Source organism: Pseudomonas acericola (SeqCode) (assembly GCF_053456465.1).
The window spans coordinates 648,022-672,470 of the sequence record NZ_JBRFJB010000002.1; the positions used below are offsets into that span (position 1 = coordinate 648,022).

Annotated in this window: 25 protein-coding genes; 16 read left to right on the forward strand and 9 right to left on the reverse strand. The window is 60.5% G+C overall.

Going from position 1 to position 24,449, the window contains the following annotated elements:
• Positions 1-169 precede the first annotated feature (169 nt).
• The 6 genes from tilS to ispD all read left to right on the forward strand — a co-directional run bounded on the left by tilS (position 170) and on the right by ispD (position 6,837).
• A complete protein-coding gene (tilS, locus tag ACU688_RS09060; protein ID WP_448184441.1) occupies positions 170-1,480 on the forward strand; it encodes a tRNA lysidine(34) synthetase TilS in 1,311 nt (436 codons plus the stop codon).
• 273 nt (positions 1,481-1,753) lie between these two features.
• Positions 1,754-3,385: a CTP synthase gene (gene pyrG / locus ACU688_RS09065; protein WP_448184442.1), complete on the forward strand. Its 1,632-nt coding sequence runs from the start codon at positions 1,754-1,756 to the stop codon at positions 3,383-3,385.
• A 5-nt stretch (positions 3,386-3,390) separates the two neighbouring features.
• Positions 3,391-4,236: a 3-deoxy-8-phosphooctulonate synthase gene (gene kdsA / locus ACU688_RS09070; RefSeq protein WP_010212442.1), complete on the forward strand. Its 846-nt coding sequence runs from the start codon at positions 3,391-3,393 to the stop codon at positions 4,234-4,236.
• 157 nt (positions 4,237-4,393) lie between these two features.
• Positions 4,394-5,683, forward strand: coding sequence for a phosphopyruvate hydratase (gene eno, locus ACU688_RS09075; protein WP_017739105.1), 1,290 nt, complete (start codon positions 4,394-4,396; stop codon positions 5,681-5,683).
• 171 nt (positions 5,684-5,854) lie between these two features.
• The gene (gene ftsB, locus ACU688_RS09080) at positions 5,855-6,133 is read left to right on the forward strand and encodes a cell division protein FtsB (protein ID WP_003172294.1); all 279 of its coding nucleotides are present in this window, start codon (positions 5,855-5,857) and stop codon (positions 6,131-6,133) included.
• A complete protein-coding gene (gene ispD / locus ACU688_RS09085; RefSeq protein WP_448184443.1) occupies positions 6,130-6,837 on the forward strand; it encodes a 2-C-methyl-D-erythritol 4-phosphate cytidylyltransferase in 708 nt (235 codons plus the stop codon). The genes ftsB and ispD overlap by 4 nt, the downstream gene beginning before the upstream one ends.
• A gap of 129 nt (positions 6,838-6,966) precedes the next feature.
• Here ispD and ACU688_RS09090 read toward each other — a convergent pair whose 3' ends face one another.
• Entirely contained in the window at positions 6,967-7,863 is an 897-nt protein-coding gene (locus ACU688_RS09090; RefSeq protein ID WP_448184444.1) for a LysR substrate-binding domain-containing protein, read from the reverse strand.
• 109 nt (positions 7,864-7,972) lie between these two features.
• On the opposite strand from ACU688_RS09090, the gene ACU688_RS09095 reads away from it, so the two are divergent.
• The 8 genes from ACU688_RS09095 (at position 7,973) to rpoS (ending at position 15,092) form a co-directional block, all read left to right on the forward strand.
• Positions 7,973-9,085, forward strand: coding sequence for an S-(hydroxymethyl)glutathione dehydrogenase/class III alcohol dehydrogenase (locus tag ACU688_RS09095; protein ID WP_017137160.1), 1,113 nt, complete (start codon positions 7,973-7,975; stop codon positions 9,083-9,085).
• 8 nt (positions 9,086-9,093) lie between these two features.
• On the forward strand, positions 9,094-9,939 hold the full coding sequence (fghA, locus tag ACU688_RS09100; protein WP_124526018.1) for an S-formylglutathione hydrolase: 846 nt from the start codon (positions 9,094-9,096) through the stop codon (positions 9,937-9,939).
• Positions 9,940-9,993: 54 nt separating this feature from the next.
• On the forward strand, positions 9,994-10,467 hold the full coding sequence (ispF, locus tag ACU688_RS09105; protein WP_012722614.1) for a 2-C-methyl-D-erythritol 2,4-cyclodiphosphate synthase: 474 nt from the start codon (positions 9,994-9,996) through the stop codon (positions 10,465-10,467).
• The gene (gene truD / locus ACU688_RS09110; protein ID WP_448184445.1) at positions 10,464-11,522 is read left to right on the forward strand and encodes a tRNA pseudouridine(13) synthase TruD; all 1,059 of its coding nucleotides are present in this window, start codon (positions 10,464-10,466) and stop codon (positions 11,520-11,522) included. The genes ispF and truD overlap by 4 nt, the downstream gene beginning before the upstream one ends.
• Positions 11,510-12,259 (forward strand): 5'/3'-nucleotidase SurE, encoded by a 750-nt coding sequence (surE, locus tag ACU688_RS09115; protein WP_257781111.1) that lies wholly within the window; start codon positions 11,510-11,512, stop codon positions 12,257-12,259. Before truD ends, surE begins: the two co-directional genes overlap by 13 nt.
• Positions 12,260-12,300: 41 nt before the next feature.
• On the forward strand, positions 12,301-12,936 hold the full coding sequence (locus ACU688_RS09120) for a protein-L-isoaspartate(D-aspartate) O-methyltransferase (protein WP_177325361.1): 636 nt from the start codon (positions 12,301-12,303) through the stop codon (positions 12,934-12,936).
• Positions 12,937-13,145: 209 nt separating this feature from the next.
• Entirely contained in the window at positions 13,146-13,982 is an 837-nt protein-coding gene (locus ACU688_RS09125; protein WP_448184446.1) for a peptidoglycan DD-metalloendopeptidase family protein, read from the forward strand.
• A gap of 105 nt (positions 13,983-14,087) precedes the next feature.
• Positions 14,088-15,092, forward strand: coding sequence for an RNA polymerase sigma factor RpoS (gene rpoS, locus ACU688_RS09130; RefSeq protein ID WP_017739096.1), 1,005 nt, complete (start codon positions 14,088-14,090; stop codon positions 15,090-15,092).
• 249 nt (positions 15,093-15,341) lie between these two features.
• On the opposite strand, the gene ACU688_RS09135 is transcribed toward rpoS, so the two are convergent.
• Positions 15,342-15,551: a cold-shock protein gene (locus tag ACU688_RS09135; protein ID WP_002554837.1), complete on the reverse strand. Its 210-nt coding sequence runs from the start codon at positions 15,549-15,551 to the stop codon at positions 15,342-15,344.
• 388 nt (positions 15,552-15,939) lie between these two features.
• Between ACU688_RS09135 and dcd the strand changes: the two genes are divergently transcribed.
• Both dcd and ACU688_RS09145 read left to right on the forward strand, forming a co-directional pair.
• The gene (gene dcd, locus ACU688_RS09140) at positions 15,940-16,506 is read left to right on the forward strand and encodes a dCTP deaminase (protein WP_017739095.1); all 567 of its coding nucleotides are present in this window, start codon (positions 15,940-15,942) and stop codon (positions 16,504-16,506) included.
• Between the two features lie 107 nt (positions 16,507-16,613).
• Complete coding sequence (locus ACU688_RS09145) at positions 16,614-16,814, forward strand: hypothetical protein (protein ID WP_017739094.1); 201 nt, start codon at positions 16,614-16,616, stop codon at positions 16,812-16,814.
• 15 nt (positions 16,815-16,829) lie between these two features.
• Here ACU688_RS09145 and pdeM read toward each other — a convergent pair whose 3' ends face one another.
• The 7 genes from pdeM to ACU688_RS09180 all read right to left on the reverse strand — a co-directional run bounded on the left by pdeM (position 16,830) and on the right by ACU688_RS09180 (position 24,284).
• On the reverse strand, positions 16,830-17,480 hold the full coding sequence (gene pdeM, locus ACU688_RS09150; protein WP_448184447.1) for a ligase-associated DNA damage response endonuclease PdeM: 651 nt from the start codon (positions 17,478-17,480) through the stop codon (positions 16,830-16,832).
• Positions 17,480-19,960 carry a ligase-associated DNA damage response DEXH box helicase gene (locus ACU688_RS09155; RefSeq protein ID WP_448184448.1) on the reverse strand — a complete coding sequence of 827 codons (2,481 nt, stop codon included), beginning with the start codon at positions 19,958-19,960 and terminating at the stop codon, positions 17,480-17,482. Before ACU688_RS09155 ends, pdeM begins: the two co-directional genes overlap by 1 nt.
• A gap of 144 nt (positions 19,961-20,104) precedes the next feature.
• Positions 20,105-20,869 (reverse strand): ABC transporter ATP-binding protein, encoded by a 765-nt coding sequence (locus tag ACU688_RS09160; RefSeq protein WP_448184449.1) that lies wholly within the window; start codon positions 20,867-20,869, stop codon positions 20,105-20,107.
• A 13-nt stretch (positions 20,870-20,882) separates the two neighbouring features.
• A complete protein-coding gene (locus ACU688_RS09165) occupies positions 20,883-22,001 on the reverse strand; it encodes a succinylglutamate desuccinylase/aspartoacylase family protein (protein WP_448184450.1) in 1,119 nt (372 codons plus the stop codon).
• Positions 22,002-22,010: 9 nt separating this feature from the next.
• On the reverse strand, positions 22,011-22,721 hold the full coding sequence (locus ACU688_RS09170) for an ABC transporter permease (protein WP_017739084.1): 711 nt from the start codon (positions 22,719-22,721) through the stop codon (positions 22,011-22,013).
• Entirely contained in the window at positions 22,718-23,446 is a 729-nt protein-coding gene (locus ACU688_RS09175) for an ABC transporter permease (protein ID WP_448184451.1), read from the reverse strand. Before ACU688_RS09175 ends, ACU688_RS09170 begins: the two co-directional genes overlap by 4 nt.
• Positions 23,447-23,504: 58 nt before the next feature.
• On the reverse strand, positions 23,505-24,284 hold the full coding sequence (locus ACU688_RS09180) for a transporter substrate-binding domain-containing protein (RefSeq protein WP_124526007.1): 780 nt from the start codon (positions 24,282-24,284) through the stop codon (positions 23,505-23,507).
• Positions 24,285-24,449: the final 165 nt, after the last annotated feature.

Here is a 24,449-nt window from a genome sequence, read left to right on the forward strand (position 1 = left end):
GGAGCTGGCTTGTGTGGGAGCTGGCTTGCCTGCGATAGGATCAACTCGGTTCGACAGAACACCGAGTCGTCCGCATCGCGGGCAAGCCCGGCTCCCACACAAGCCAGCTCCCACATTTGTTTTGTGTATGCTTGGCCACTGTATTCCAGCTTTGCGGCGATGATGTGTGATGAAACCAACTTTGCCCGCCAAACTCCTGCAAGCCCTGGCCCCCTGGCGCGACGCCCCCGCCTGGCACATCGCTTTCTCCGGCGGTCTTGATTCCACTGTGCTGCTGCACCTCCTGGCCAGCACCGAACACCTTCCCCCGCTCAACGCCATCCATGTCCACCACGGCCTGCAAGCCGCCGCTGATGCCTGGCCAAGCCATTGCCAATCGATCTGCGACCGCTTGGGCGTGCCCCTGCGCGTTATGCGCGTACAGGTCCAGCCCGGCGCCAGCGTTGAACGTGCCGCCCGTGAGGCGCGCTACCAGGCGTTTGCCGAGGTGACAGGGGTGGGTGAGGTGCTGCTGACCGGCCAGCATCGCGATGATCAGGCCGAGACCCTGTTGTTTCGCCTGCTGCGTGGGGCCGGGGTGCGGGGGTTGGCGGCAATGCCGATGCATCGCCCCTTGGCGAGTGGTCATTTGGTGCGACCGTTGCTGGATGTATCGCGTGCAGAGTTGGAAGCCTATGCCCACGAACATCAACTCGCGTGGATTGAAGATCCGTCCAATGCCGACCCTCGGTTTTCGCGCAACTACTTGCGTCACCAGGTGTTCCCGATACTGGCGGAGCGCTGGCCGCAAGCTGTCAGCAGTCTTGCACGCACCGCCGAACACCTGAGCGAAGCCCAAAGCCTGCTCGATGAGCTGGCGCAGATGGACCTGCATGCCGCCGATCAGCCGTCGCCGTTTCCTTGGCTTCCTCTGCCGTCGTTGGCGCTAGCGCCACTGCGCGAGCTTTCCGATGCCCGTCAGCGCAACGTCCTGCGTCACTGGCTGAGCCCGCTGACCCGTCTGCCCGACAGCGACCACTGGGCCAGTTGGTATTCCCTGCGTGATGCCAAGCGTGACGCGCAGCCGCTATGGCACCTTGCCGACGGCGAACTGCACCGTTGCGCCGAGCGCATCTGGTGGGTGCCTGCCGCTTGGTCGGAATTTTCTGACGCGTCGGTGAGCTGGCCCCAGCCGCAAAACCCACTAGAGTTACCCGGCAATGGTCGTTTGGAATTTATCGGCCGGCCACCCAAAGGCTCGCTGGAAATCCGCTATCGTCAAGGCGGCGAAATCGTCGAAGTGCCCGGCCGAGGCCGGCGTGACTTGAAGCGCTTGCTGAATGAAGGTGGCTTGCCGCGCTTCATGCGTGGCAGATTGCCGCTCCTGTATCAGGGCGAGCAATTGCTGGCGGTCCCAACCCTCGCAGGGCTATGGCCCGACTCGATGGGCGACTGGCAATTACATTGGATGCCACAGACGTGCGATCAAGGTTTGAGCTGATAGAGCCTTTCCGGTAGACTACGCTCCCTTCTTGATACAACTTCTGTGGATTCGCCTGAATCGCAGCAGTTGCCGATTACCAAGCAGTCTTTGCTGGGCGATTCCAAAAAATGTGTAGCGATCAACGTACCGGTGTTTCATTGCTGGTCTGTCACAACGCGGCGGTTTTTTTGAAAGGTGCACTGTGATTAATGCAGGTGATCGGGGGCTTCGGCCTCTCTTCGCTTTCCCCGGCGGCTCGGACCGCTTTAACGCAGACTTCTAGGGTTTTTCATGACGCGCTACATATTCGTCACGGGCGGTGTTGTTTCTTCATTGGGGAAAGGCATCGCATCGGCTTCATTGGCGGCCATCCTGGAGGCGCGGGGACTTAAGGTCACCATGCTCAAGCTGGACCCGTACATCAACGTTGACCCGGGCACCATGAGCCCGTTCCAGCACGGTGAAGTGTTCGTCACCCACGACGGCGCCGAGACCGACCTGGACCTGGGCCACTACGAGCGGTTCATCCGCACGACCATGACCCAGAACAATAACTTCACCACCGGCCGTGTCTACGAGCACGTGCTGCGCAAGGAGCGCCGTGGTGACTACCTGGGTGCAACCATCCAGGTGATCCCGCACATCACCGACGAAATCAAGCGCCGCATCATCAAGGGTGCAGGCGATGCCGACGTGGCGATGGTCGAGATCGGTGGCACCGTCGGTGACATCGAATCCCAACCGTTCCTCGAAGCCATCCGCCAGTTGCGTTTCGAAGTCGGCGCCAAGCGCGCGATGCTGATGCACCTGACCCTGGTCCCGTACATCGCTACCGCCGGCGAAACCAAAACCAAGCCTACCCAGCACTCGGTCAAGGAACTGCGTTCCATCGGCCTGCAGCCGGACGTGCTGGTATGCCGCTCCGATCACCCGATCGACATTTCCTCGCGTCGCAAGATCGCGCAATTCACCAACGTTGAAGAACGTGCGGTGATCGCGCTGGAAGACGCCGACACCATCTACAAGATCCCGGGCATCCTGCATTCGCAAGGCCTGGACGATTTTGTGGTCGAGCGTTTCGGCCTGCAATGCAACGGCGCGGACCTGTCTGAGTGGGAAGCCGTGGTGGACGCCAAGCTCAACCCTGAGCACGAAGTCACCATCGCCATGGTCGGCAAGTACATGGAGCTGCTGGACGCGTACAAGTCGCTGATCGAAGCGATGAGCCACGCCGGTATCAGCAACCGTACCAAGGTCAACCTGCGCTACATCGACTCCGAAGACATCGAGAACCAAGGTACTGCCTTGCTCGAAGGTGTGGACGCGATCCTCGTTCCAGGCGGTTTCGGCCTGCGTGGCGTGGAAGGCAAGATCACCGCGGTGCAGTACGCTCGTGAAAACAAGGTGCCATACCTGGGTATCTGCCTGGGCATGCAAGTGGCCGTTATCGAGTTCGCCCGTAACGTGCTGGGCTGGAAAGACGCCAACTCCACCGAGTTCGACAGCAAGAGCGGCCACCCGGTCGTGGGCTTGATCACCGAGTGGGAAGATGCCACCGGCGCCGTCGAGACCCGTACCGAAGCCTCCGACCTGGGCGGCACCATGCGCCTTGGCGCGCAAGACTGCCTGCTGGAGCCGGGCTCGCTGGTTCACGATTGCTACGGCAAGGACGTGATCGTCGAGCGTCACCGTCACCGCTACGAAGTGAACAACAACCTGCTGCCGCAAATCAAAGAGGTCGGCCTGAAAATCTCCGGTCGCTCCGGTGATGGCGCGTTGGTTGAAGTGGTTGAAGCACCGGATCATCCATGGTTCGTCGCTTGCCAGTTCCACCCGGAGTTCACCTCGACGCCGCGCGACGGTCACCCGTTGTTCAGCGGTTTCGTCAAGGCCGCACTGACGCAACACCAGAAGAAGGCGTAACCCTGATGGCCCAGAAGATCATTCGCGTCGGCGACATCGAGATTGCCAACGACAAGCCCATGGTGCTGTTCGGCGGCATGAACGTGCTGGAAAGCCGCGACATGGCGATGCAGGTCTGTGAAGAGTACGTCAAGGTTACCGAGAAACTCGGTATCCCTTACGTGTTCAAGGCCAGCTTCGACAAGGCCAACCGTTCGTCCGTGACCTCCTATCGCGGCCCGGGCCTTGAAGAAGGTATGCGGATCTTCCAGGACATCAAGCAAGCCTTCGGCGTGCCGATCATCACCGACGTCCACGAGCCTGAACAGGCTGCCGTGGTCGCCGAGGTGTGCGACATCATCCAGTTGCCGGCCTTCCTGTCGCGCCAGACCGACCTGGTCGTCGCGATGGCCAAGACCGGCGCTGTGATCAATATCAAGAAAGCCCAGTTCCTCGCACCCCAGGAGATGAAACACATCCTGAACAAGTGTGTGGAAGCGGGTAACGACCAGTTGATCCTCTGCGAGCGTGGTTCGAGCTTCGGCTACAACAACCTCGTGGTGGACATGCTCGGTTTCGGCATCATGAAACAGTTCGAATACCCGGTGTTCTTCGACGTGACCCACGCGCTGCAAATGCCCGGTGGTCGTGCCGATTCCGCTGGCGGGCGCCGTGCCCAGGTGCTCGACCTGGCCAAGGCCGGCATCAGCCAGTCCCTGGCGGGCCTGTTCCTCGAAGCCCACCCGGACCCGGACAACGCCAAGTGCGACGGCCCCTGCGCCCTGCGCCTGGACAAGCTGGAGCCGTTCCTGGCCCAGCTCAAGCAGTTGGACGAACTGGTCAAGAGTTTTCCGACGGTAGAGACCGCGTAAGCCGCGTTTCTCCGGTAAAGTATCCCACGCTAAATGCTCAGGCCCCCGGGCCTGAGCCTTGTCGCCTGCAAGCCTGCCCCGTTGTTCCACCCTTGCGGTCGGTCAAAAGTTTTCCTTCAGCTGCGTCGTTTTCGTCAACTTTGGAGTGTTTACAACAATGGCAAAAATCGTCGACATCAAAGGTCGTGAAGTTCTCGACTCCCGTGGCAACCCCACCGTCGAAGCCGACGTGCTTCTCGATAATGGCATCACTGGCAGCGCCTGCGCGCCGTCCGGTGCGTCTACCGGTTCGCGCGAAGCGCTGGAACTGCGTGATGGCGACAAGAGCCGTTACCTGGGCAAAGGTGTACTCAAGGCTGTCGCCAACATCAACGGCCCGATCCGCGACCTGCTGCTGGGTAAAGACCCGGTTGACCAGAAAGCCCTCGACCTGGCGATGATCAAGCTCGACGGCACCGAAAACAAAGGCAGCCTGGGCGCCAACGCCATCCTCGCCGTATCCCTGGCTGCGGCCAAGGCTGCTGCCCAGGACCAGGACCTGCCGCTGTACGCCCACATCGCCAACCTGAACGGCACCCCGGGTGTCTACTCGATGCCGGTTCCGATGATGAACATCATCAACGGTGGCGAGCACGCCGATAACAACGTCGACATCCAGGAATTCATGGTGCAGCCGGTTGGCGCCAAGTCCTTCTCCGAAGGCCTGCGCATGGGCACCGAGATTTTCCATCACCTCAAGGCTGTACTGAAGGCCCGTGGCCTGAGCACTGCCGTAGGTGACGAAGGTGGTTTCGCACCGAACCTGGCGTCCAACGAAGATGCACTGAAAGTGATCTCCGAAGCCGTGGCCAACGCTGGCTACAAGCTGGGCACCGACGTGACCCTGGCCCTGGACTGCGCGGCCAGCGAGTTCTACGAAGATGGCAAGTACAACCTGTCCGGCGAAGGCCAGGTGTTCAATTCCGAAGGTTTCGCCGAATACCTGAAGGGCCTGACCCAGCGCTACCCGATCATCTCGATCGAAGACGGCCTGGACGAGTCCGACTGGGACGGTTGGAAAATCCTCACCGACAAAATCGGTGAGAAAATCCAGCTGGTGGGCGACGACTTGTTCGTGACCAACACCAAGATCCTGAAAGAAGGCATCGACAAGAAGATCGCCAACTCGATCCTGATCAAGTTCAACCAGATCGGCACCCTGACCGAAACCCTGGAAGCCATCCAGATGGCCAAGGCTGCGGGCTACACCGCCGTGATCTCCCACCGCTCCGGCGAAACCGAAGATTCGACCATTGCCGACCTGGCCGTGGGCACTTCGGCGGGCCAGATCAAGACCGGTTCCCTGTGCCGTTCCGATCGCGTGTCCAAGTACAACCAATTGCTGCGTATCGAAGAGCAACTGGCTGGTAAAGCCAAGTACAACGGTCGCGATGAGTTTCGCGGCTGAGCTGTAAATGGTAAAAAGTCGGCGGATTGCGTCGGAAAAAACACGACAGTGTAGATTTCGACGCTAATCTCATGGCTATCTAGCACAAGCCTGGTTCTTCCAGGCTTCGTGCTATCAGTTGCTGCAAAAGTTTTGCATGGCTGTCTTTTTTCACTGGATACCCGGATTTCGATGCGCAGTCCCAATTGGTTGTTCCTCGTCTTGCTCTTGTTGCTGGCTGGCCTGCAGTACCGCCTATGGGTGGGTAATGGCAGCTTTGCGCAGGTAAAAGACCTGACCCAGCAAATTGCCGACCAGCACGCCGAAAACGAACGCCTGCTGGAGCGCAACCGCGTCCTCGATGCCGAGGTGCTTGAGCTGAAAAAAGGCACGGAGACCGTTGAAGAGCGGGCCCGTCATGAGTTGGGCATGGTCAAGGAGGGCGAGACCCTCTACCAGTTGGCCCAATGAGTACCGATTTGCCGGCCTTCTGGGCCGTGATTCCTGCCGCGGGCGTCGGTGCCCGTATGGCTGCAGACCGTCCCAAGCAATATTTGCAACTGGGCGGGCGCACAATTCTCGAACACAGCCTTGGCTGTTTTCTCGACCATCCAACGCTCAAGGGCCTGGTGGTCAGTCTTGCTGCTGATGATCCCTACTGGCCCAACCTGGCCTGTGCTGCCGACCCGCGCATTCAGCGTGCCGACGGTGGTACCGAGCGTTCGGGTTCGGTGCTCAATGCGTTACTGCAATTGAATGCCTTGGGCGCCAGTAATGATGATTGGGTGTTGGTACACGATGCGGCGCGACCTAACCTGAGTCGCGATGATCTCGATAAGTTGCTGATGGAACTGGCGGATGACCCCGTCGGCGGTCTGTTGGCCGTGCCGGCCCGCGATACGCTCAAGCGCGTCGATAAGCACGGGCGGGTGGTGGAAACCGTTGATCGCAGTTTGATCTGGCAAGCCTACACGCCGCAGATGTTCCGCCTCGGTGCCTTGCACCGCGCGTTGGCCGACAGTTTGGTGGCGGATGCGGTGATTACCGATGAGGCCTCGGCGATGGAATGGTCCGGCCAGGCGCCGCGCCTGATTGAGGGGCGCTCGGACAATATCAAGGTGACCCGGCCAGAGGATTTGGAGTGGTTGCGGTTGCGGTGGGCTAACCGGCGGTAGTCAGTTGTACCGAGTCGGCTTCATCGCAGGCAAGCCAGCTCCCACATTGGACCGTGTTCCTACAGGATAAACTCGGTCAAATGTGGGAGCTGGCTTGCCTGCGAAGAGGCCGGCACAAACAGCCAATAATCACTGGCTGTACTCCGGCCTTTCAGCCAACCCCGCCTTCAAAAAGTCCACCAACTTCCTGACCTTCGGCGACAAATGCCGCTGCTGCGGATACAACGCCCACACCGCCGTATTCGGCGGCTGATGCGCCTCCAGCAACGACACCAGCGCGCCACTGTGCAAATGCTCCAGCACGTAATAATCCGGCAACTGACACAACCCGACACCTTGCAACGCCGCATCCAGCACCGCCTGCCCACTGTTGCAGCGCCAGTTTCCCTGCACCCGCTGGGAAAATTCCCGCCCGTCCTGGGCCAGTTGCCAGATATCCGAGCTACCGATCAGGCAGTTATGCCGACCCAACTCCGACAAACTATGTGGCCGCCCATACCGCGCCAAGTAGGACGGTGACGCACACACATACATGCGTCGCGGTGCCAGGCGGCTGGCGACCATGCGCGAATCCTGCAAGCGCCCGAGGCGAATCGCCAGGTCGAGGCCTTCGTGCACCAGGTCCAGTTGGCGATTGCTCAGCTCTATATCCACGCGCAATTGCGGGTACAGCGCCATGAATCGCGTCACCAGCGGCACGATAAACCGCTCGCCGTAGGCCACGGCGCAGGTCATGCGCAACATGCCCTTGGGCTCACTGGTAAGGTCGCCGACCGCGCGCAGCGCCTCTTCGCGGCCATCCTGCAAACGTTGGCAATGTTGCAGAAAGGTCTGGCCGGCTTCAGTCAGCGTGACCTTGCGGGTACTGCGATAGAGCAGGCGCGTCTGCAAGCGTTCTTCCAAGCGCGCGACCTGCCGGCTGATATGGGACGACGACACGCCCAACCGCTCCGCTGCCGCCGTGAACTGGCTGCATTCGGCGACCGCGACAAACTCGTCGATGCCTTCCCAGCGGTTTTCCAGCATGGCGATTATCCCCGTACAGCAATAAAGTTTTGCTTTCGGCTGGATTATTCATCAGTCAGCCATGTTTTACACTCTGCGCCTCAGTTTTTAACTCCATGGAGAAACCCGGATGATCAAGTCCCGCGCTGCCGTAGCCTTCGAAGCCAAGAAGCCTCTTGAAATCGTTGAAGTGGATGTCGCCATGCCCAAGGCTGGCGAAGTGCTGTTGCGCGTGGTCGCGTCCGGCGTGTGCCACACCGACGCCTACACCCTGTCGGGCGCGGACCCGGAAGGCATCTTCCCGTCGATCCTCGGCCACGAAGGCGGTGCCGTGGTTGAAGCCATCGGCGAGGGCGTGACCTCGGTAGCCGTGGGCGACCACGTGATCCCGCTGTACACCCCGGAATGCGGCAAGTGCAAATTCTGCCTGTCGGGCAAGACCAACCTGTGCCAGGCCATCCGTTCCACCCAGGGCAAAGGCCTGATGCCGGATGGCACCACGCGTTTCTCCTACAAAGGTCAGCCGATTTTCCACTACATGGGCACCTCGACCTTCTCCGAGTACACCGTGTTGCCGGAAATTTCCGTGGCCAAGATTCCTAAAGAAGCACCGCTGGAAAAAGTCTGCCTGCTGGGTTGTGGCGTCACCACCGGTATCGGTGCAGTGATCAACACCGCCAAGGTCAAGCCGGGCGACACCGTGGCCATCTTCGGCCTCGGCGGTATCGGCCTGTCGGCGGTGATCGGTGCGGTCAAGGCCAAGGCCGGTCGCATCATCGCCATCGACATCAACCCAGCCAAGTTCGAAATCGCCAAGCAACTGGGCGCCACCGACTGCATCAACCCGAAAGACTACGATCGCCCAATTCAGGATGTGATTGTCGATTTGACCGACGGCGGCGTGGACTTTTCCTTCGAGTGCATCGGCAACGTGCAGTTGATGCGTGCCGCCCTTGAGTGCTGCCATAAAGGCTGGGGCGAGTCGGTGATCATCGGTGTGGCGGGCGCTGGCCAGGAAATTTCCACGCGCCCATTCCAGTTGGTGACCGGTCGCGTCTGGCGCGGCTCGGCCTTCGGTGGTGTGCGCGGTCGTACCGAATTGCCAAGCTACGTGGAAATGGCCCAGACCGGCGAGATCCCGCTGGACACCTTCATCACCCACACCATGGGCCTGGAAGACATCAATAAAGCGTTTGACCTGATGCACGAAGGCAAGAGCATCCGTACCGTCATCCACTTCTGAGGTCGGCCATGAGTCTGGAAAACCTGTCGTGCCAGAAAAGCTTCGGCGGCTGGCATAAACGCTACAAGCATCACTCCGATGTGCTCGGTTGCGACATGACCTTTGCCGTCTACCTGCCGCCGCAAGCGGAGCAGGGCGGCAAGTTGCCAGTGCTGTACTGGCTGTCGGGCCTGACCTGCACCGATGAGAACTTCATGCAGAAGGCCGGCGCCCAGCGCATGGCTGCCGAGCTGGGGCTGATCATCGTCGCACCGGACACCAGCCCGCGCGGCCCCGGCGTGCCGGGTGATCCGGACAACGCATGGGACTTTGGTCTTGGCGCGGGCTTTTATCTGAACGCTACCCAGGAACCTTGGGCCAAGCACTATCGGATGCATGACTACGTGGTGCAGGAATTGCCGGCGTTGGTCGAAGCGCATTTCCCGGCTTCTGATAAACGCGGCATCAGTGGCCATTCCATGGGCGGCCACGGCGCGTTGGTCTGTGCGCTGCGCAATCCTGGGCGTTACCTGTCGGTGTCGGCGTTTTCGCCGATCAACAACCCGATGGATTGCCCTTGGGGCCAGAAAGCCTTTTCCCGTTACCTGGGGGAGGAGCGTTCGAAGTGGCGCGAGTGGGACGCTTGCGTGCTGATCAGCGAAGCCTCGGAAAAGCTGCCATTGCTCGTGGATCAGGGCGACCGCGATGACTTCCTCGCCGTGCAGCTCAAGCCCGAAGCCTTGCAGCAAGCTGCGAAGGCGGCCGGCCATCCGCTGGAACTGCGCCTGCAACCCGGCTACGACCACAGCTACTTCTTTATCGCCAGCTTCATCGAAGAACATTTGCGACATCATGGCCGTGCTTTGCTCGGTTAATGTGTGGCAAAAGTAGGTAGAATCACGCCCTGAATTAAATCGGGGCGTTTTTTTATGCGTATTGGCCACGGCTACGATGTGCACCGTTTCGCTGAGGGCGATTTCATCACCTTGGGCGGCGTGCGCATTGCACACCACCATGGGTTGCTGGCTCATTCCGACGGCGACGTTGTGTTGCATGCCTTGAGCGATGCCTTGCTCGGCGCTGCGGCGTTGGGTGATATCGGCAAACATTTTCCAGACACCGATCCCACCTTCAAGGGGGCGGACAGTCGCGTCCTGTTGCGCCACGTTGTAGGCCTGATCCACGCCAAGGGCTGGAAGGTCGGCAACGTCGATAACACCATCGTGGCCCAGGCACCGAAAATGGCGCCCCATATCGAATCGATGCGCGCGCTGATTGCCGCGGATCTGCAAATAGAATTGGATCAAGTGAACGTGAAAGCCACCACCACCGAAAAGCTTGGGTTTACCGGTCGTGAAGAGGGCATTGCGGTGCACTCTGTCGCCTTGTTGCTGCGCGCATGAACGACCTGCAACTGTTGGGCCCACGGGCCTATGGCGAGGCGTTGGGCAGTGCCGTGCTGAAAGCCACTGCTGAAGATTTCCAGGTTGATGAAGTGCTGGATATCCCGCTGACCGGCGATGGCGAGCACCTGTGGTTGTGGGTCGAGAAACGCGGCCTCAATACCGAAGAAGCCGCGCGGCGTATCGCCAAGGCCGCTGGCGTGCCGTTGCGTACCGTCAGCTATGCCGGGCTCAAGGATCGCCAGGCGCTGACGCGCCAGTGGTTCAGCGTGCAGTTGCCGGGCAAGGCTGACCCAGACATGAGCGGTGCGGAAAACGACACGCTCAAGATCCTCAAGATGGCCCGCCACAAACGCAAGCTGCAACGTGGCGCGCATTCGGCGAACGGCTTTACCTTGCGCCTGACCCAGTTGGCCGGTGATACCGCTGCCATCGACGCGCGCTTGCAACTGATTGCCCAGCACGGCATTCCCAACTACTTCGGCGCCCAGCGTTTTGGCCACAACGGCGGCAATGTGGTTGACGCCCGTGAGTGGGCGGCGCGCAAGGCCTTGCCGGAGCAGCGCAATGTGCGTTCGCGGCTGTTGTCCACTGCGCGCAGTTTCCTCTTCAACAAGGTGTTGGCGGCGCGTGTTGCCGACGGTTCCTGGCAGCGCGCCCAAGTCGGTGACCTGCTGGCGTTTACCGACAGCCGCAGCTTTTTCCCGGCCGGCGAGGCTGAATGCAGCGACCCGCGCCTGGCGATCCTCGACCTGCACCCGACCGGGCCGCAGTGGGGTGAGGGCGATTCGCCTGCCAGCGGTGCGACCCATGCGCTGGAACAGGCCGTCGCCGCCAGCGAAGCCGAACTGCGCGATTGGTTGGTGAATGCCGGCATGAGCCAGGAGCGGCGCATTCTGCGACTGCCCATTGGCGGGTTGACGTGGCATTATCCCGAGCCTGACATTCTGCAATTGGAATTCGTCCTGCCGGCTGGATGCTTCGCCACTGTCTTGGTGCGCGAGCTTGTGGATCTGGTGCCGGTGGGGCAGACGGACAGCCCATGCGTATTCTGATATCAAACGATGACGGTGCCACCGCACCCGGTCTTGCCGCGCTCTATGCTGCGCTGGAAGATTACGCCGAGTGCGTGGTGGTTGCCCCCGACCAGGACAAGAGCGGCGCCAGCAGTTCGCTGACGCTCGACCGTCCGCTGCACCCGCAGGTTCTGGCCAACGGCTTTATCAGCGTGAACGGCACCCCCACCGACTGCGTCCATCTGGCGATCAATAGCCTGTTGGACCGCGAGCCGGACCTGGTGGTGTCGGGCATCAACCTTGGCGCCAACCTCGGTGACGACGTGCTGTATTCCGGTACTGTGGCGGCGGCCCTTGAGGGGCGCTTCCTCGGCCGTACGTCGTTCGCCTTCTCGTTGGCTTCGCGCCAATTGGACAACCTGCCGACCGCCGCCTATTTCGCGCGCAAGCTGGTCGAGGCCCACGGCTCCCTGGACCTGCCGCCGCGTACGGTGCTCAACGTCAATATCCCCAATTTGCCCCTCGACCATATCCGTGGCATCCAACTGACGCGGCTGGGCCACCGTGCCCGTGCGGCGGCGCCGTTGAAGGTGGTCGACCCGCGTGGCAAGGAAGGTTATTGGATCGCCGCCGCCGGTGATGCCGAAGACGGCGGCCCGGGCACTGACTTTCATGCGTTGATGCAAGGTTATGTGTCGATTACGCCGTTGCAACTTGATCGCACCTTCAGTGATGCCTTCAGTAGCCTCGATGGCTGGCTGGAGGCGCTGAACTGATGGGCCGCGAACAAGACGACCTGCTGCGTCGGGGCATCGGGATGACTTCCCAGCGTACACGTGAACGTTTGATCCAGCGCCTGTACGAAGAAGGGCTGTCCAATGCCCAGGTGTTGGAAGTGATCCGGCGTACGCCTCGGCACTTGTTTGTCGATGAGGCCTTGGCGCATCGCGCCTATGAAGACACCGCGCTGCCCATCGGCCACAACCAGACCATCTCCCAACCGTACATGGTCGCGCGCATGAGCGAGTTGTTGCTGGCGGCGGGGCCACTGGACAAGGTGCTGGAGATCGGCACTGGCTCGGGCTACCAGACAGCGGTGCTGTCGCAGTTGGTGGAGCGGGTGTTTTCGGTGGAGCGCATCAAGGTCCTGCAGGACCGTGCCAAGGAACGCCTGGCCGAGTTGAACCTGCGCAACGTGGTGTTTCGCTGGGGCGATGGTTGGGAAGGATGGCCGGCGCTGGCGCCTTACAACGGCATTATCGTCACCGCCGTGGCCACTGATGTGCCCCAGGCGTTGCTCGATCAATTGGCCCCGGGTGGGCGGTTGGTCATCCCGGTAGGCTCCGGCGAAGTGCAACAATTGATGCTCATTATCCGTGAAGACGAAGGTTTTTCACGGCATGTGCTAGGCGCTGTGCGCTTCGTCCCGTTGCTCAATGGCCCGCTGGCCTGATCATTTGTGCGCCAGCAGTGAATTCTGCTGGCGAGGATGTGTCTTACGCCGGGGTCTTGAGAGTCAACATGATGGGTAACCGGGATTAAACATGATGAATTTTTCGTTTCAGTCGTGTGCCGGTAAAAACCCAATGCCCAGTTATACTTGCGTCATATTTCAAGCCTGATACAGGCATTCATGTTCAGCCACCATAAAGGGAGCGGCGGGTGAGTCTCACAGGTCTTGCGCAGCGTATGAGTAAAACAAGCTTTCAGCGACTGGTGCTTGGCCTTGTCTTGAGTTCCTTGTTGGTAGGGTGTTCCAGCTCGCCAGGCAGCGGCGCGCGGGTGGTTGACCGCAACAACGCAGCACCGCAAAAGCCGACGGTGACCACCGGGCAATATGTGGTGCGCAAGGGCGACACGATGTTTTCGATCGCCTTCCGTTATGGCTGGGATTACAAGGCACTCGCAGCCCGTAACAATATTCCTGTGCCATACACGATACATCCGGGTCAGACGATTCGCTTTGACGGGCGCACCGGTTCAACGCCTGCGGCAGTGGTCACAAACAGCACGTCTTCGCCGTCGTCTTCGAGCAAAACCACCATCATCACCCGGCCTGCAGGCACCGCCGCCCCTACGGTTGCGAGCAAGCCGGCACCTGCGCCACTGCCACCGGCCGGACCTGCACCGACGGGTTGGGGATGGCCCTCAAACGGAGTGCTAATTGGAAAATTCTCTTCAAACGGTAGTTTGAATAAAGGCATTGATATCGCCGGGGATTTGGGACAGCCTGTTTTAGCTGCGTCTGATGGGACAGTGGTGTACGCCGGGAGTGGTTTACGGGGCTACGGCGAGCTGGTCATCATCAAACACAGCGATACCTACGTCAGTGCCTACGGTCATAACCGCAGGCTGTTGGTTCGGGAGGGGCAGCAGGTCAAAGTCGGACAGACAATTGCCGAAATGGGGTCAACTGGTACAGACCGGGTGAAACTGCACTTTGAGATTCGCCGCCAAGGGAAACCTGTAGATCCGCTGCAATTCCTACCCCGTCGTTGATTTGTTGTCAGCCTGTTCCCTCACGTAGAAGGAACAGGCTCCAGTGTTGCCAAGGATAAAGGCGACGCTTGAGCTTGAGGTCGAACTCACCAAAGGACTATAACAATGGCTCTCAGTAAAGAAGCGCCGGAGTTTGACATCGACGATGAGCTTCTCCTTATGGGAGAGCACACCGATACGGAATCGATGTCGAATGAGGGACCTGCTGTACCTTCAGTTCGCACCAAATCCAAGAACTCCACCGCGTTAAAGCAACACAAGTACATTGATTACACGCGGGCGCTTGATGCGACCCAGCTGTACCTCAATGAAATCGGCTTTTCCCCTCTGCTCACTCCCGAAGAAGAAGTCCATTTTGCGCGCTTGTCGCAAAAGGGCGATCCGGCCGGGCGCAAGCGCATGATTGAAAGCAACCTGCGCCTGGTGGTGAAAATCGCCCGGCGGTATGTCAATCGTGGGCTGTCCCTGTTGGACCTGATCGAGGAGGGCAACCTCGGCCTGATCCGAGCGGTGGAGAAGTTCGACCCAGAGCGGGGCTTCCGCTTTTCGACCTACGCCACGTGGTGGATTCGCCAGACCATCGAACGGGCGATCATGAATCAGACCCGCACGATCCGGTTGCCGATCCATGTGGTTAAGGAGCTCAACGTCTACCTGCGGGCGGCGCGTGAGCTTACCCAGAAACTCGATCATGAACCTTCGCCCGAAGAAATCGCCAACCTGCTGGAGAAACCGGTAGGGGAGGTCAAGCGCATGCTCGGCTTGAACGAGCGCGTGTCTTCGGTCGACGTCTCGCTGGGTCCGGATTCGGATAAAACCCTGTTGGACACCCTGACGGATGATCGACCTACAGATCCTTGTGAGCTGTTGCAGGACGATGATCTGTCCCAAAGCATTGACCAGTGGTTATCTGAGCTTACGGACAAGCAGCGTGAGGTGGTGATTCGCCGCTTCGGCCTGCGTGGCCATGAGAGCAGCACCCTGGAGGATGTAGGCCTGGAGATCGGCCTGACCCGTGAGCGGGTTCGGCAGATCCAGGTGGAAGGGCTCAAGCGCTTGCGTGAGATCCTGGAGAAGAATGGCTTGTCGAGTGAGTCGTTGTTTCAATAACGGCGCGCGCTGAAAGTGTGGGAGCTAGGCTTGTGTGGGGGCTGGCTTGCCTGCGATAGCATTACCTTGGTGTCACTGACGAACCGAGGTGCTGCTATCGCAGGCATGCCAGCTCCCACATAGGTTCGGCTCCCACATTTTTTATGCCCGGCATAACCAACCGATCGTTCCCGCGCTCTGCGTGGGAACGATAGACATAAAAAAACCCCGCTTTTAAGGGCGGGGTTTTTTCGACTAAGTCAGTACAAGTTAGATAACTTGAACTTCTTCAGCTTGCATGCCTTTCTGACCGCGGGTAGCGATGAAAGAAACCTGTTGGCCTTCTTTCAGGCTTTTGAAGCCGTCGGATTGGATAGCTTTGAAGTGAACGAACAGGTCGTCACCGGATTGTGGAGTGATGAAGCCGAAGCCTTTTTCATCGTTGAACCACTTAACGGTACCAGTTTGGCGATTAGACATGGTGTATCTCCTTGGACAAAGTTAACTGCGACTCAGGAAAAGCCCTGGCCGAGACTGAGTGCAAAGAGCAGGAAAAATTCTTGGAGATGGTTGGATCGAAATTCAACATATCGTGTAGAGATTCTCAGTGACACAAGCAGCACAGTGGCGCCACCTTAACCCTTTTTCCGGGACGTGCCAATGGTATTTCCGAAGGTTTCTCTATTTTCGTGACTGGCGGTGGTATTTACGCCCGCTGGTCGTCATACGCCGGGCCCCGGCCCCGCTGGCTGCGGCTTATAGCCGGCAGGCCTGTCGTGAAGAAAAGCCCCACGCCCTTTGAACCCCAACGCCGGCCCCGGTAAGATGCCCAACAGAATTTTCCACCTCGCTATTCAGGACACCCGCCATGAGCATCAAATCGGACAAGTGGATTCGCCGCATGGCGCAAGAGCACGGCATGATCGAACCCTTCGTTGAGCGCCAGATCCGTGGCGAAGGCGACAGCCCTGTGATTTCGTACGGTGTTTCCAGCTACGGCTACGATGTGCGCTGCGCCGATGAGTTCAAGGTGTTCACCAACATCAACTCGGCGATCGTCGATCCGAAGAACTTTGACGAAAAGAGCTTCGTCGACGTCAAGAGCGACGTGTGCATCATTCCGCCAAACTCCTTCGCCCTGGCGCGCACCGTGGAGTTCTTCCGCATCCCCCGCGACGTGCTGACCATCTGCCTGGGCAAGAGCACCTACGCGCGCTGCGGCATTATCGTCAACGTGACGCCACTTGAGCCCGAGTGGGAAGGCCACGTGACCCTGGAGTTCTCCAATACCACGACCTTGCCGGCAAAGATTTATGCCAACGAAGGTGTGGCGCAAATGCTGTTCCTGCAGTCCGACGAGGCCTGTGAAGTGTCCTATAAAGACCGTGCAGGCAAGTACCAGGGCCAGCGCGGCGTAACCCTTCCACGCGCTTGATCGAAAGGTCTTACACGCAAAGGGAATTTGTCAGCGGGAAGGCACTCTATTGGGTGTACTGCCTCGGTGCGTGCAAAACGCGCCGAGCCACGCTTGAGGAGTTCCCTATGAAGATCGACCCGCGAATCAGTGCCGAACTTGCCCGGCTTGAACCCAACCAGATTGGTGTTCTGGCCTGGTCACTGATGGCCAATCCCGCATACGCGGGCGGCATTCCAGGCCAGCCTGATCCAGACTCCCCGCAGCCCATTGAGGAGCCTGGTTCGCCTACGGTTCCCGATGAACCGCCTCCCGCGCCAGTTGCCTGACCCCCAGCGGGCCAGTCAACCGATTGGCCAAACCCTATGATCGCCGATCACCAAGATTTGGCGGGCATCGTCCTGTGCCACTTCATGCCCGCCGGTGAACGCACCAAACGCCGGCAGCAGGCTAATTCGCCTGCCGATCTGGAAGCATGGCAGGCGTAAGCTTTGCCGAGCCTTGCCGCGCAGGCGGTAGACCGGATGCACATGCCCCGCCAGCACGTGGTAATCGGCATGCGCGTGCGGTTCGTGCTGTAGCGCAAAGGGGCCCATCAACAGCGGCTCCGATACCACGTCGATCCCCAGGCCCAAGGGCGGGTCGCCTGCACGTTTGTCGTGATTGCCGCGAACCAAGGTGATGTGCAGCGCCCTGTTGCGTGTACGCCAGGCCGCAAGCGCCCGCAGCGTACCGCTGGCGTGAGAGCCGGGGCCGTGCAGGAAGTCGCCGAGGAAGATCATGTGCGTGCAGGGGTGCACTGACAGTAACCGATCCAGCCGCCGCAGATTATCGGTGGTGGTCCCCTGCGGCACCGGCTGTCCCAGGCTGCGATACGCCGACGCTTTGCCAAAATGCGCATCGGCAATCAACAGGCATTGGCGCGCGGGCCAATACACCGCTTTGTCCGCCAACAGCCATAACTCCTCGCCCTCCAGCGTCAGTGAATAATGCATCAGCGCTTCCCATGATCCGCGACGTGCTCCAGATCCTTGACCATCCGTGCAATGCGCTCCGATAGTTTTTCCGAGCTGAGGCTTTCGCGCATACGCTCTACCAGCAGGGGGAAGGCCAGGGGGGTAGGACGTTCGATGACGTACAGGTCCAATTCCAGGGTCGAGAGGTGGCGCAACGTCTCTTCCAATCGACGAATATCCAACTCATTGCGCAGGACTTCTTCCCCGGCTTGGGCCAGCAAGAGGTTCTGCGGGTCGTACTGTTTGAACACCTCGAAGAACAACCCGCTGGAGGCCTGCACCTGCCGCGTGCTTTTCGGTGCGCCCGGATAGCCGGCAAACACCAGCCCGGCGATGCGGGCAATTTCACGAAAGCGCCGCAGCGCCAGCTCGCCGGCGTTCAGGCTGGCGGCAACATCCGTCAGCAACTGCTCCGGGCTCAACAGTGCGTCATTCAATACACCCGGCCAATCCACGGGCGTGGCGCTCAACAGCTCCAGCCCATAGTCGTTGACGGCAATCGAGAAGGTCACGGGCTGCAACTGGCTGACCCGCCACGCCAGCAGGCTCGCCAACCCCTGGTGGACCTGGCGCCCGGCGAACGGGTAGAGAAACAGGTGCCAGCCTTCCCGCGACTTCAGCGCCTCAGCCAGCAAGCGCTTGCGGGTCGGCAAACCGGACCAGCGTAACTGGGTGTGTAGCAACGGTTGTACCGCCGTCATCTCCGGGCCGTCAAAATGCCCGTGCGCGGCGGCGTCAAAACGCTCGACCAGGGCTTGAGCCAGCTCGTTGGAGAGTGGCATGCGCCCGCCATTCCAGCGCGGCACGGCGGCTTTTTTCGCGGTGCTGCGGCGCACATAGGCGGTCATGTTCTCGACGCGAACCAACTCCAACAAGCGCCCGGTAAACAGAAAACCATCACCCAGCTTGAGCCGTGCAATAAAGCCTTCCTCGACACTGCCCAGGTTTTTGCCGCCGCCGCCCTTGCTCCAGAATTTCAGCTGGATACTGGCATCGCTGACGATAGTGCCCACGCTCATGCGATGCCGACGTGCCAGACGCGCATCCGGCACGCGCCAAATGCCGTGCTCATCGGGTTCGACGCGACGGTAATCCGGGTAGGCCGTCAGCGACAGGCCGCCATGGCGCACAAACCCCAGGGCCCAGGCCCATTCAGCCTCGGTGAGGTTACGGTAGGCCCACGCGCCGCGCACTTCAGCAAGCAGCGCATCCGGGGTAAACCCGCCGCCCAGTGCCATGCTCACCAAATGCTGTACGAGCACATCCAAAGGCTTGTGGGGCGACTCGCGGGCTTCGATTCGGCGCTGGGCGATCGCGTCCTGGGCGGCTGCCGCTTCCATCAGTTCCAGGCTATGGGTCGGCACCAGTGTCACCCGCGACGGCCGCCCCGGTGCATGGCCGGAGCGCCCGGCGCGTTGCATCAAGCGCGCCACGCCTTTGGCTGAACCGATCTGCAGCACCCGCTCCACCGGCAGAAAGTCCACCCCCAGGTCCAGGCTCGACGTACACACCACGGCCTTGAGTTGGCCGTCTTTCAGTGCCCGTTCCACCCAGTCACGGGTTTCCCTGGACAGCGAACCGTGGTGCAGGGCAATCACCCCGGCCCAATCAGGGCGGGCGTCGAGCAGGGCCTGGTACCAGATTTCCGCTTGCGCCCGCGTATTGGTAAACACCAGGCAACTGCGGCTGGACGCCACCTCAGCCACCACCTGCGGCAGCATCTTCAAGCCCAGATGTCCGGCCCACGGAAAACGTTCGGTAACGGCGGGCAGCAAGGTGTCGACAATCAGCTGTTTGGCGGTCTGCCCCTGCACGTTGATTCCTTCGCCGTGTGGGACCAACACCTCCAAGGCGTGAGCCTGATTACCCAACGTCGCCGAAATCCCCCACACCACCAACTCAGGATGCCAACGCCGCAACCTTGCCAGCGCCAGTTGCAGTTGCACGCCACGTTTATTGCCGATCAGTTCGTGCCATTCATCCACGATGACCATGCGCAGGTGCCCCAGGCTTGTCTCGCTGTCGGCCCGCGCCAGCATCAGCGTCAGGCTTTCCGGGGTGGTGACGAGCGCGCTGGGTTGGCGCCGGGTTTGCCGAGCGCGTTCGCTGCTGGGGGTATCGCCGGTGCGCAGGCCAACGCTCCAGGGAATCTCCAAGGCTGCCAGCGGCGCCTCAAGTGCCCGCGCGGTGTCGGCGGCCAGGGCGCGCATGGGGGTGATCCACAGTACGGTCAGTGGTTCGGCAGGCGCTTTGCGTTTGCCCATCACGGGTGGACGGGTGATGGCGAAGCGGTTCAGCGCGGCAAACCACAGGGCGTAGGTTTTGCCGGCCCCCGTGCTGGCGTGCAGCAAGCCCGAGCGGCCTTGCTTGACCGCGCGCCACACGTCTTTCTGGAATGCAAACGGCTTCCAGCCTTGGGCGGCAAACCATTGCCTGGCGAAGTCGACGTGACGGGGCATGGGACAGCTGACGCTCTGGAGGGGCTTATTCCACAGACCCACCGGCTGCACCAAAGGTTTAACTAAAGCGCCACGGCGCAGTAGTACAGTTGCGAGCCATTGATTTTTTCTGCAAGCGTTAAACCTTCCGAGCGTGCATGCGCCTCACTTGAGATTGCCGCTGAGGAACTGCTGCAAGCGCTCGCTCTTCGGATGGCCGAGCACATCTTCTGGCGCGCCTTGCTCTTCCACCAGGCCCTGGTGCAGGAACAACACCTGGCTCGAGACCTTGCGCGCAAAGCTCATTTCGTGGGTGACCATAATCATGGTGCGACCTTCCTCGGCCAGGCCCTGGATCACTTTCAACACTTCGCCCACCAGCTCCGGGTCGAGGGCCGAGGTCGGTTCGTCAAACAGCATCACCTCGGGCTCCATCGCCAGGGCGCGGGCGATGGCCACCCGTTGCTGCTGGCCGCCAGAGAGAAACGCCGGGTACTGATCGGCCACACGCGCCGGCAGGCCGACCTTGTCCAGGTAATGCCGGGCACGGTCCTCGGCGTCCTTCTTGCTGCAACCCAGCACCCGGCGCGGGGCCATGGTGATGTTTTCGAGCACGCTCATGTGGCTCCACAGGTTGAAGTGCTGGAACACCATGGCCAGCCGCGTGCGCAGGCGCTGCAACTCGGCATCGTCGGCCACGCGCATGCCGTCGCGGTCGCTGACCATGCGGATCGGCTGGCCATCCAGGGTCATGGCGCCGTCGTTGGGGGTTTCCAGGAAGTTGATGCAGCGCAAAAAGGTGCTCTTGCCCGAGCCGCTGGCGCCGATCAGGCTGATCACGTCACCGGTCTTGGCCTTGAGCGAGACGCCCTTGAGCACCTCATTGTCGCCATAGCGTTTATGCAGGCCTTCAACGGTCAATTTGTACATGGGGCGTGCATCCTCAAGGCGAAAGTAGATAGCCGCTACGGTAGGCCTCGGTACCTGCGACATGGCCAATGACCATCCCGGCAGTGGCCATGCGGCGTAGCGAACGGGCGTAAAGCAGGCCGGCCTTCTGGCAGTGCACGGGCGTTACGCGGTCGGTAATGGGGTCGATGATTTCGGCGATCAGTTGCCCGGCTTCCAGGTATTCGCCGGGCAGGGCGCTGAATACCAGCAGGCCGCCGACCGGCGTGGCGACCGGCTCGACGCCGGCCAGCGGCGTGGCCGGGTAGGGCAGGTCGGGCAGCGGCGCGACGTCGCCGGCGATGGCGCCGAAGTGGATCAGGTAATCGATGATCGCCTGGCAATCGAGGCTGGCCAGGCCGTGGTTCACATCGCCCTGGCCGCGCAGTTCGACGGTCACCGAAAAGCTGCCCAGGGGGATCGGGAAGCGCTCGCCGAAGCGTTGCTGCAACTGCCACCAGACCAAGGTGAAACATTCATCGAAGGATTGGCCTCCCGAATCGGTGGCGAGTAAGTTGGCTTCCGAGCCGATGTAGCGCGCCAGTGGCTCCACCTGTGGCCAGGCTTCGGGTGTGGTGTACAGGTGCGCCACGGCTTCGAAGTCGCAATGCAGGTCCAGCACCATATCGGCATCGCACGCCAGGCGTTGCAACACCAGGCGCAGGGACTGCAATTGCGTCTGCGCGGTTTGCGCCGCCAGGGCCTCGGACAGTGCGGCGCGGATCAACCGTGCATTATGCTGCGGGTCATCGCCGAGCAATTCCTCGACCTGGTTACCCACCGCTTCACTGAGGTCGATAAACAGGCGATTGAAATTCTGCCCGCTCTCCAGCTCGTAACGGCCCAGCGGGATATCCATCAGCACCTGTTCCAGGCCCACCGGATTGGCCACCGGCACCAGCACGATTTCACTGCGCAGGCGCCCGGCGGCGGCCAGTTCAGCCAGGCGCACCTTCAAGTGCCAGGCCACCAACATGCCCGGCAGCTCATCGGCATGCAGCGACGCCTGGATATAGATCTTGCCCCCGGCCTGTTCGGGGCCGAAGTGGAAACTGTGAACCTGCCGCGCCGTGCCTGGCACCGGCGCAATCAGTTCATGGACCTGATGACGCATGAAGACTCCTTAGTGGCTCGGCCCGAGAAAGGCCAGCCAGCGGCGCTCCGCCAGACGAAACAGACCGACCAGGGCAAAGGTCACGGTCAGGTAGATCAGCGCGGCGATGCCGAATGATTGAAAGGTCATGTAGGTGGCCGAGTTGGCGTCCCGGGCCACCTTGAGAATATCCGGCACGGTCGCGGTAAATGCCACCGTGGTCGAGTGCAGCATCAGGATCACCTCGTTGCTGTAGTACGGCAACGAACGGCGTAGGGCCGAAGGCATGATCACGTAGGCATACAGCTTCCAGCCACTCAGACCATAAGCCTTGGCCGCCTCGACTTCGCCATGGGCCATGCTGCGGATCGCCCCGGCAAAGATCTCGGTGGTGTAGGCGCAGGTGTTGAGGGCGAAGGCGAGGATGGTGCAGTTCATCGCGTCGCGAAAGAACGCATCCAGCAACGGCTGCTCGCGCACCGCCGCGATGCTGTAGATGCCGGTGTAGCAGATCAGCAACTGGATATAGAGCGGCGTGCCGCGAAACAGGTAGGTATAGAACTGCACCGGCCAACGCACCCAACGCTTGCGCGACACACGGGCGATGGACAACGGGATCGACACCAGAAAGCCAATCACCAGCGAGGCACTGAGCAACCACATGGTCATGGCCAACCCGGTGATGTGCTGGCCGTCGCTGTACAGGAACGGGCGCCAGTATTGCTGCAAGAGCTCGATCATCGCACCGCCTCCCGGGACCCGGCGGAGTAGCGCCGCTCAAGCCTGCGCAACACAAAGTTGGAAGCGCTGGTAATCAACAGGTAGATCAACGCGGCGACCACCAGGAAATAGAACAGTTGATAGGTGCTCTTGCCCGCGTCCTGGGCCGCCTTGACCAGGTCCGCCAGGCCGATGATCGACACCAGCGCCGTGGCCTTGAGCATCACCATCCAGTTGTTGCCAATGCCCGGCAAGGCAAAGCGCATCATCTGCGGGAAGGTCACGTAGCGGAACCGTTGCCCGCGCTTGAGTCCGTAGGCGGTCGCCGCCTCCAGTTGGCCGCGGGGCACGGCGAGGATCGCGCCGCGAAAGGTCTCGGTGAAGTAGGCACCGTAGATAAAGCCCAGGGTGATAACCCCGGCGCTGAATGGGTCGATCTCGATGTAGTCCCATTCCATAAAGTCGGTAAAGCCGGTCAGCCAGATTTGCAGGCTGTAGAAAATCAGCAGCATCAGCACCAGGTCGGGCACGCCGCGAATCAAGGTGGTGTAGAGCTGGGCGGGGATGCGCAGCAGGCGCAGGCTGGACAGTTTGGCGCTGGCGCCGAGCAGGCCGAGCAGGACACTGACAGCCAGGGAGGCGACCGACAGCTTTATGGTCATCCACGTCCCTTGCAGCAACAGCGGGCCGAACCCCTTCAAGCTGAAGGCACCCAGCCCCAGGGTTTGCAAAAGATCTTCAAACATGAATTCAGGACCTATGGCGATAAAAAAGCGCCCACCCGAACCGGTGGGCGCCAGGGTGTTATTTACCGCTGTACAGGTTCAGGTCGCCGAAGTGTTTCTTCTGGATGGTGGCGTAGGTGCCATCATCGTGTAACGCTTTGATACCTTTATCGAGCAATGCCTTGAGGTCTTTGTTACCTTTTTTGATACCGACCGCTGTTTTCGACGGCAGCAATGGGTCATCAATCGCCGCGCTGACTTCATAGCCGGCACCGGCTGGCGACTTCAAAAAGCCCAGTTCGGCTTGCAGCATGTCCTGTACCGAAGCGTCGAGACGCCCGGAGGTCAGGTCCGCGTACACCTGGTCCTGGTTGGCGTAGGCCTTGGTGGTCACACCGGCTTTGTCCAGCACGGCCTTGGCGTAGGCTTCCTGGATGGTGCCTTGCTCATAACCCACGGATTTGCCCTTGAGGGACTCCGGCGTGGAGAAGCCGGCGCCTTTCTTGAACACCAGGGATGTCGGGCCGGAGAACAGCTCGGAGGAGAAGTCGATGGCCTTTTCACGGGCTGTGGTCACGGTCATCGAAGAAATCACGCCGTCGAACTTGTTGGCGTTGAGGCCTGGAATCATGCCGTCAAAATCACTTTCGACCCACTTGCACTTCACTTTCAGCTCGGCGCAGATCGCATTGCCCAAGTCGATATCGAAGCCCACCAGGCTGCCGTCGGCGGCTTTGGATTCGAACGGCGCGTAGGACGGATCGACACCAAAACGCAGTTCCTTGTATTCCTTGGCCAACGCGGAACCTGCGGCCATGCACAGAGCCAGTGCAGAAAGGGTCAGCAATGCTTTTTTCATTATGTAATCCCTTGAAACCAAGATAAGCGCTTGTGGCGCGATTAGGACTGTTACTGAACGGTGTCAGACGCAACGTAGGTAGCAATTTCTGAACCATAGTTCCGAATAGTCGTTTTCAAGGGTAGGACGAAGGGATTTGGCGGGTAGGCGATGCCCGAAAATGGG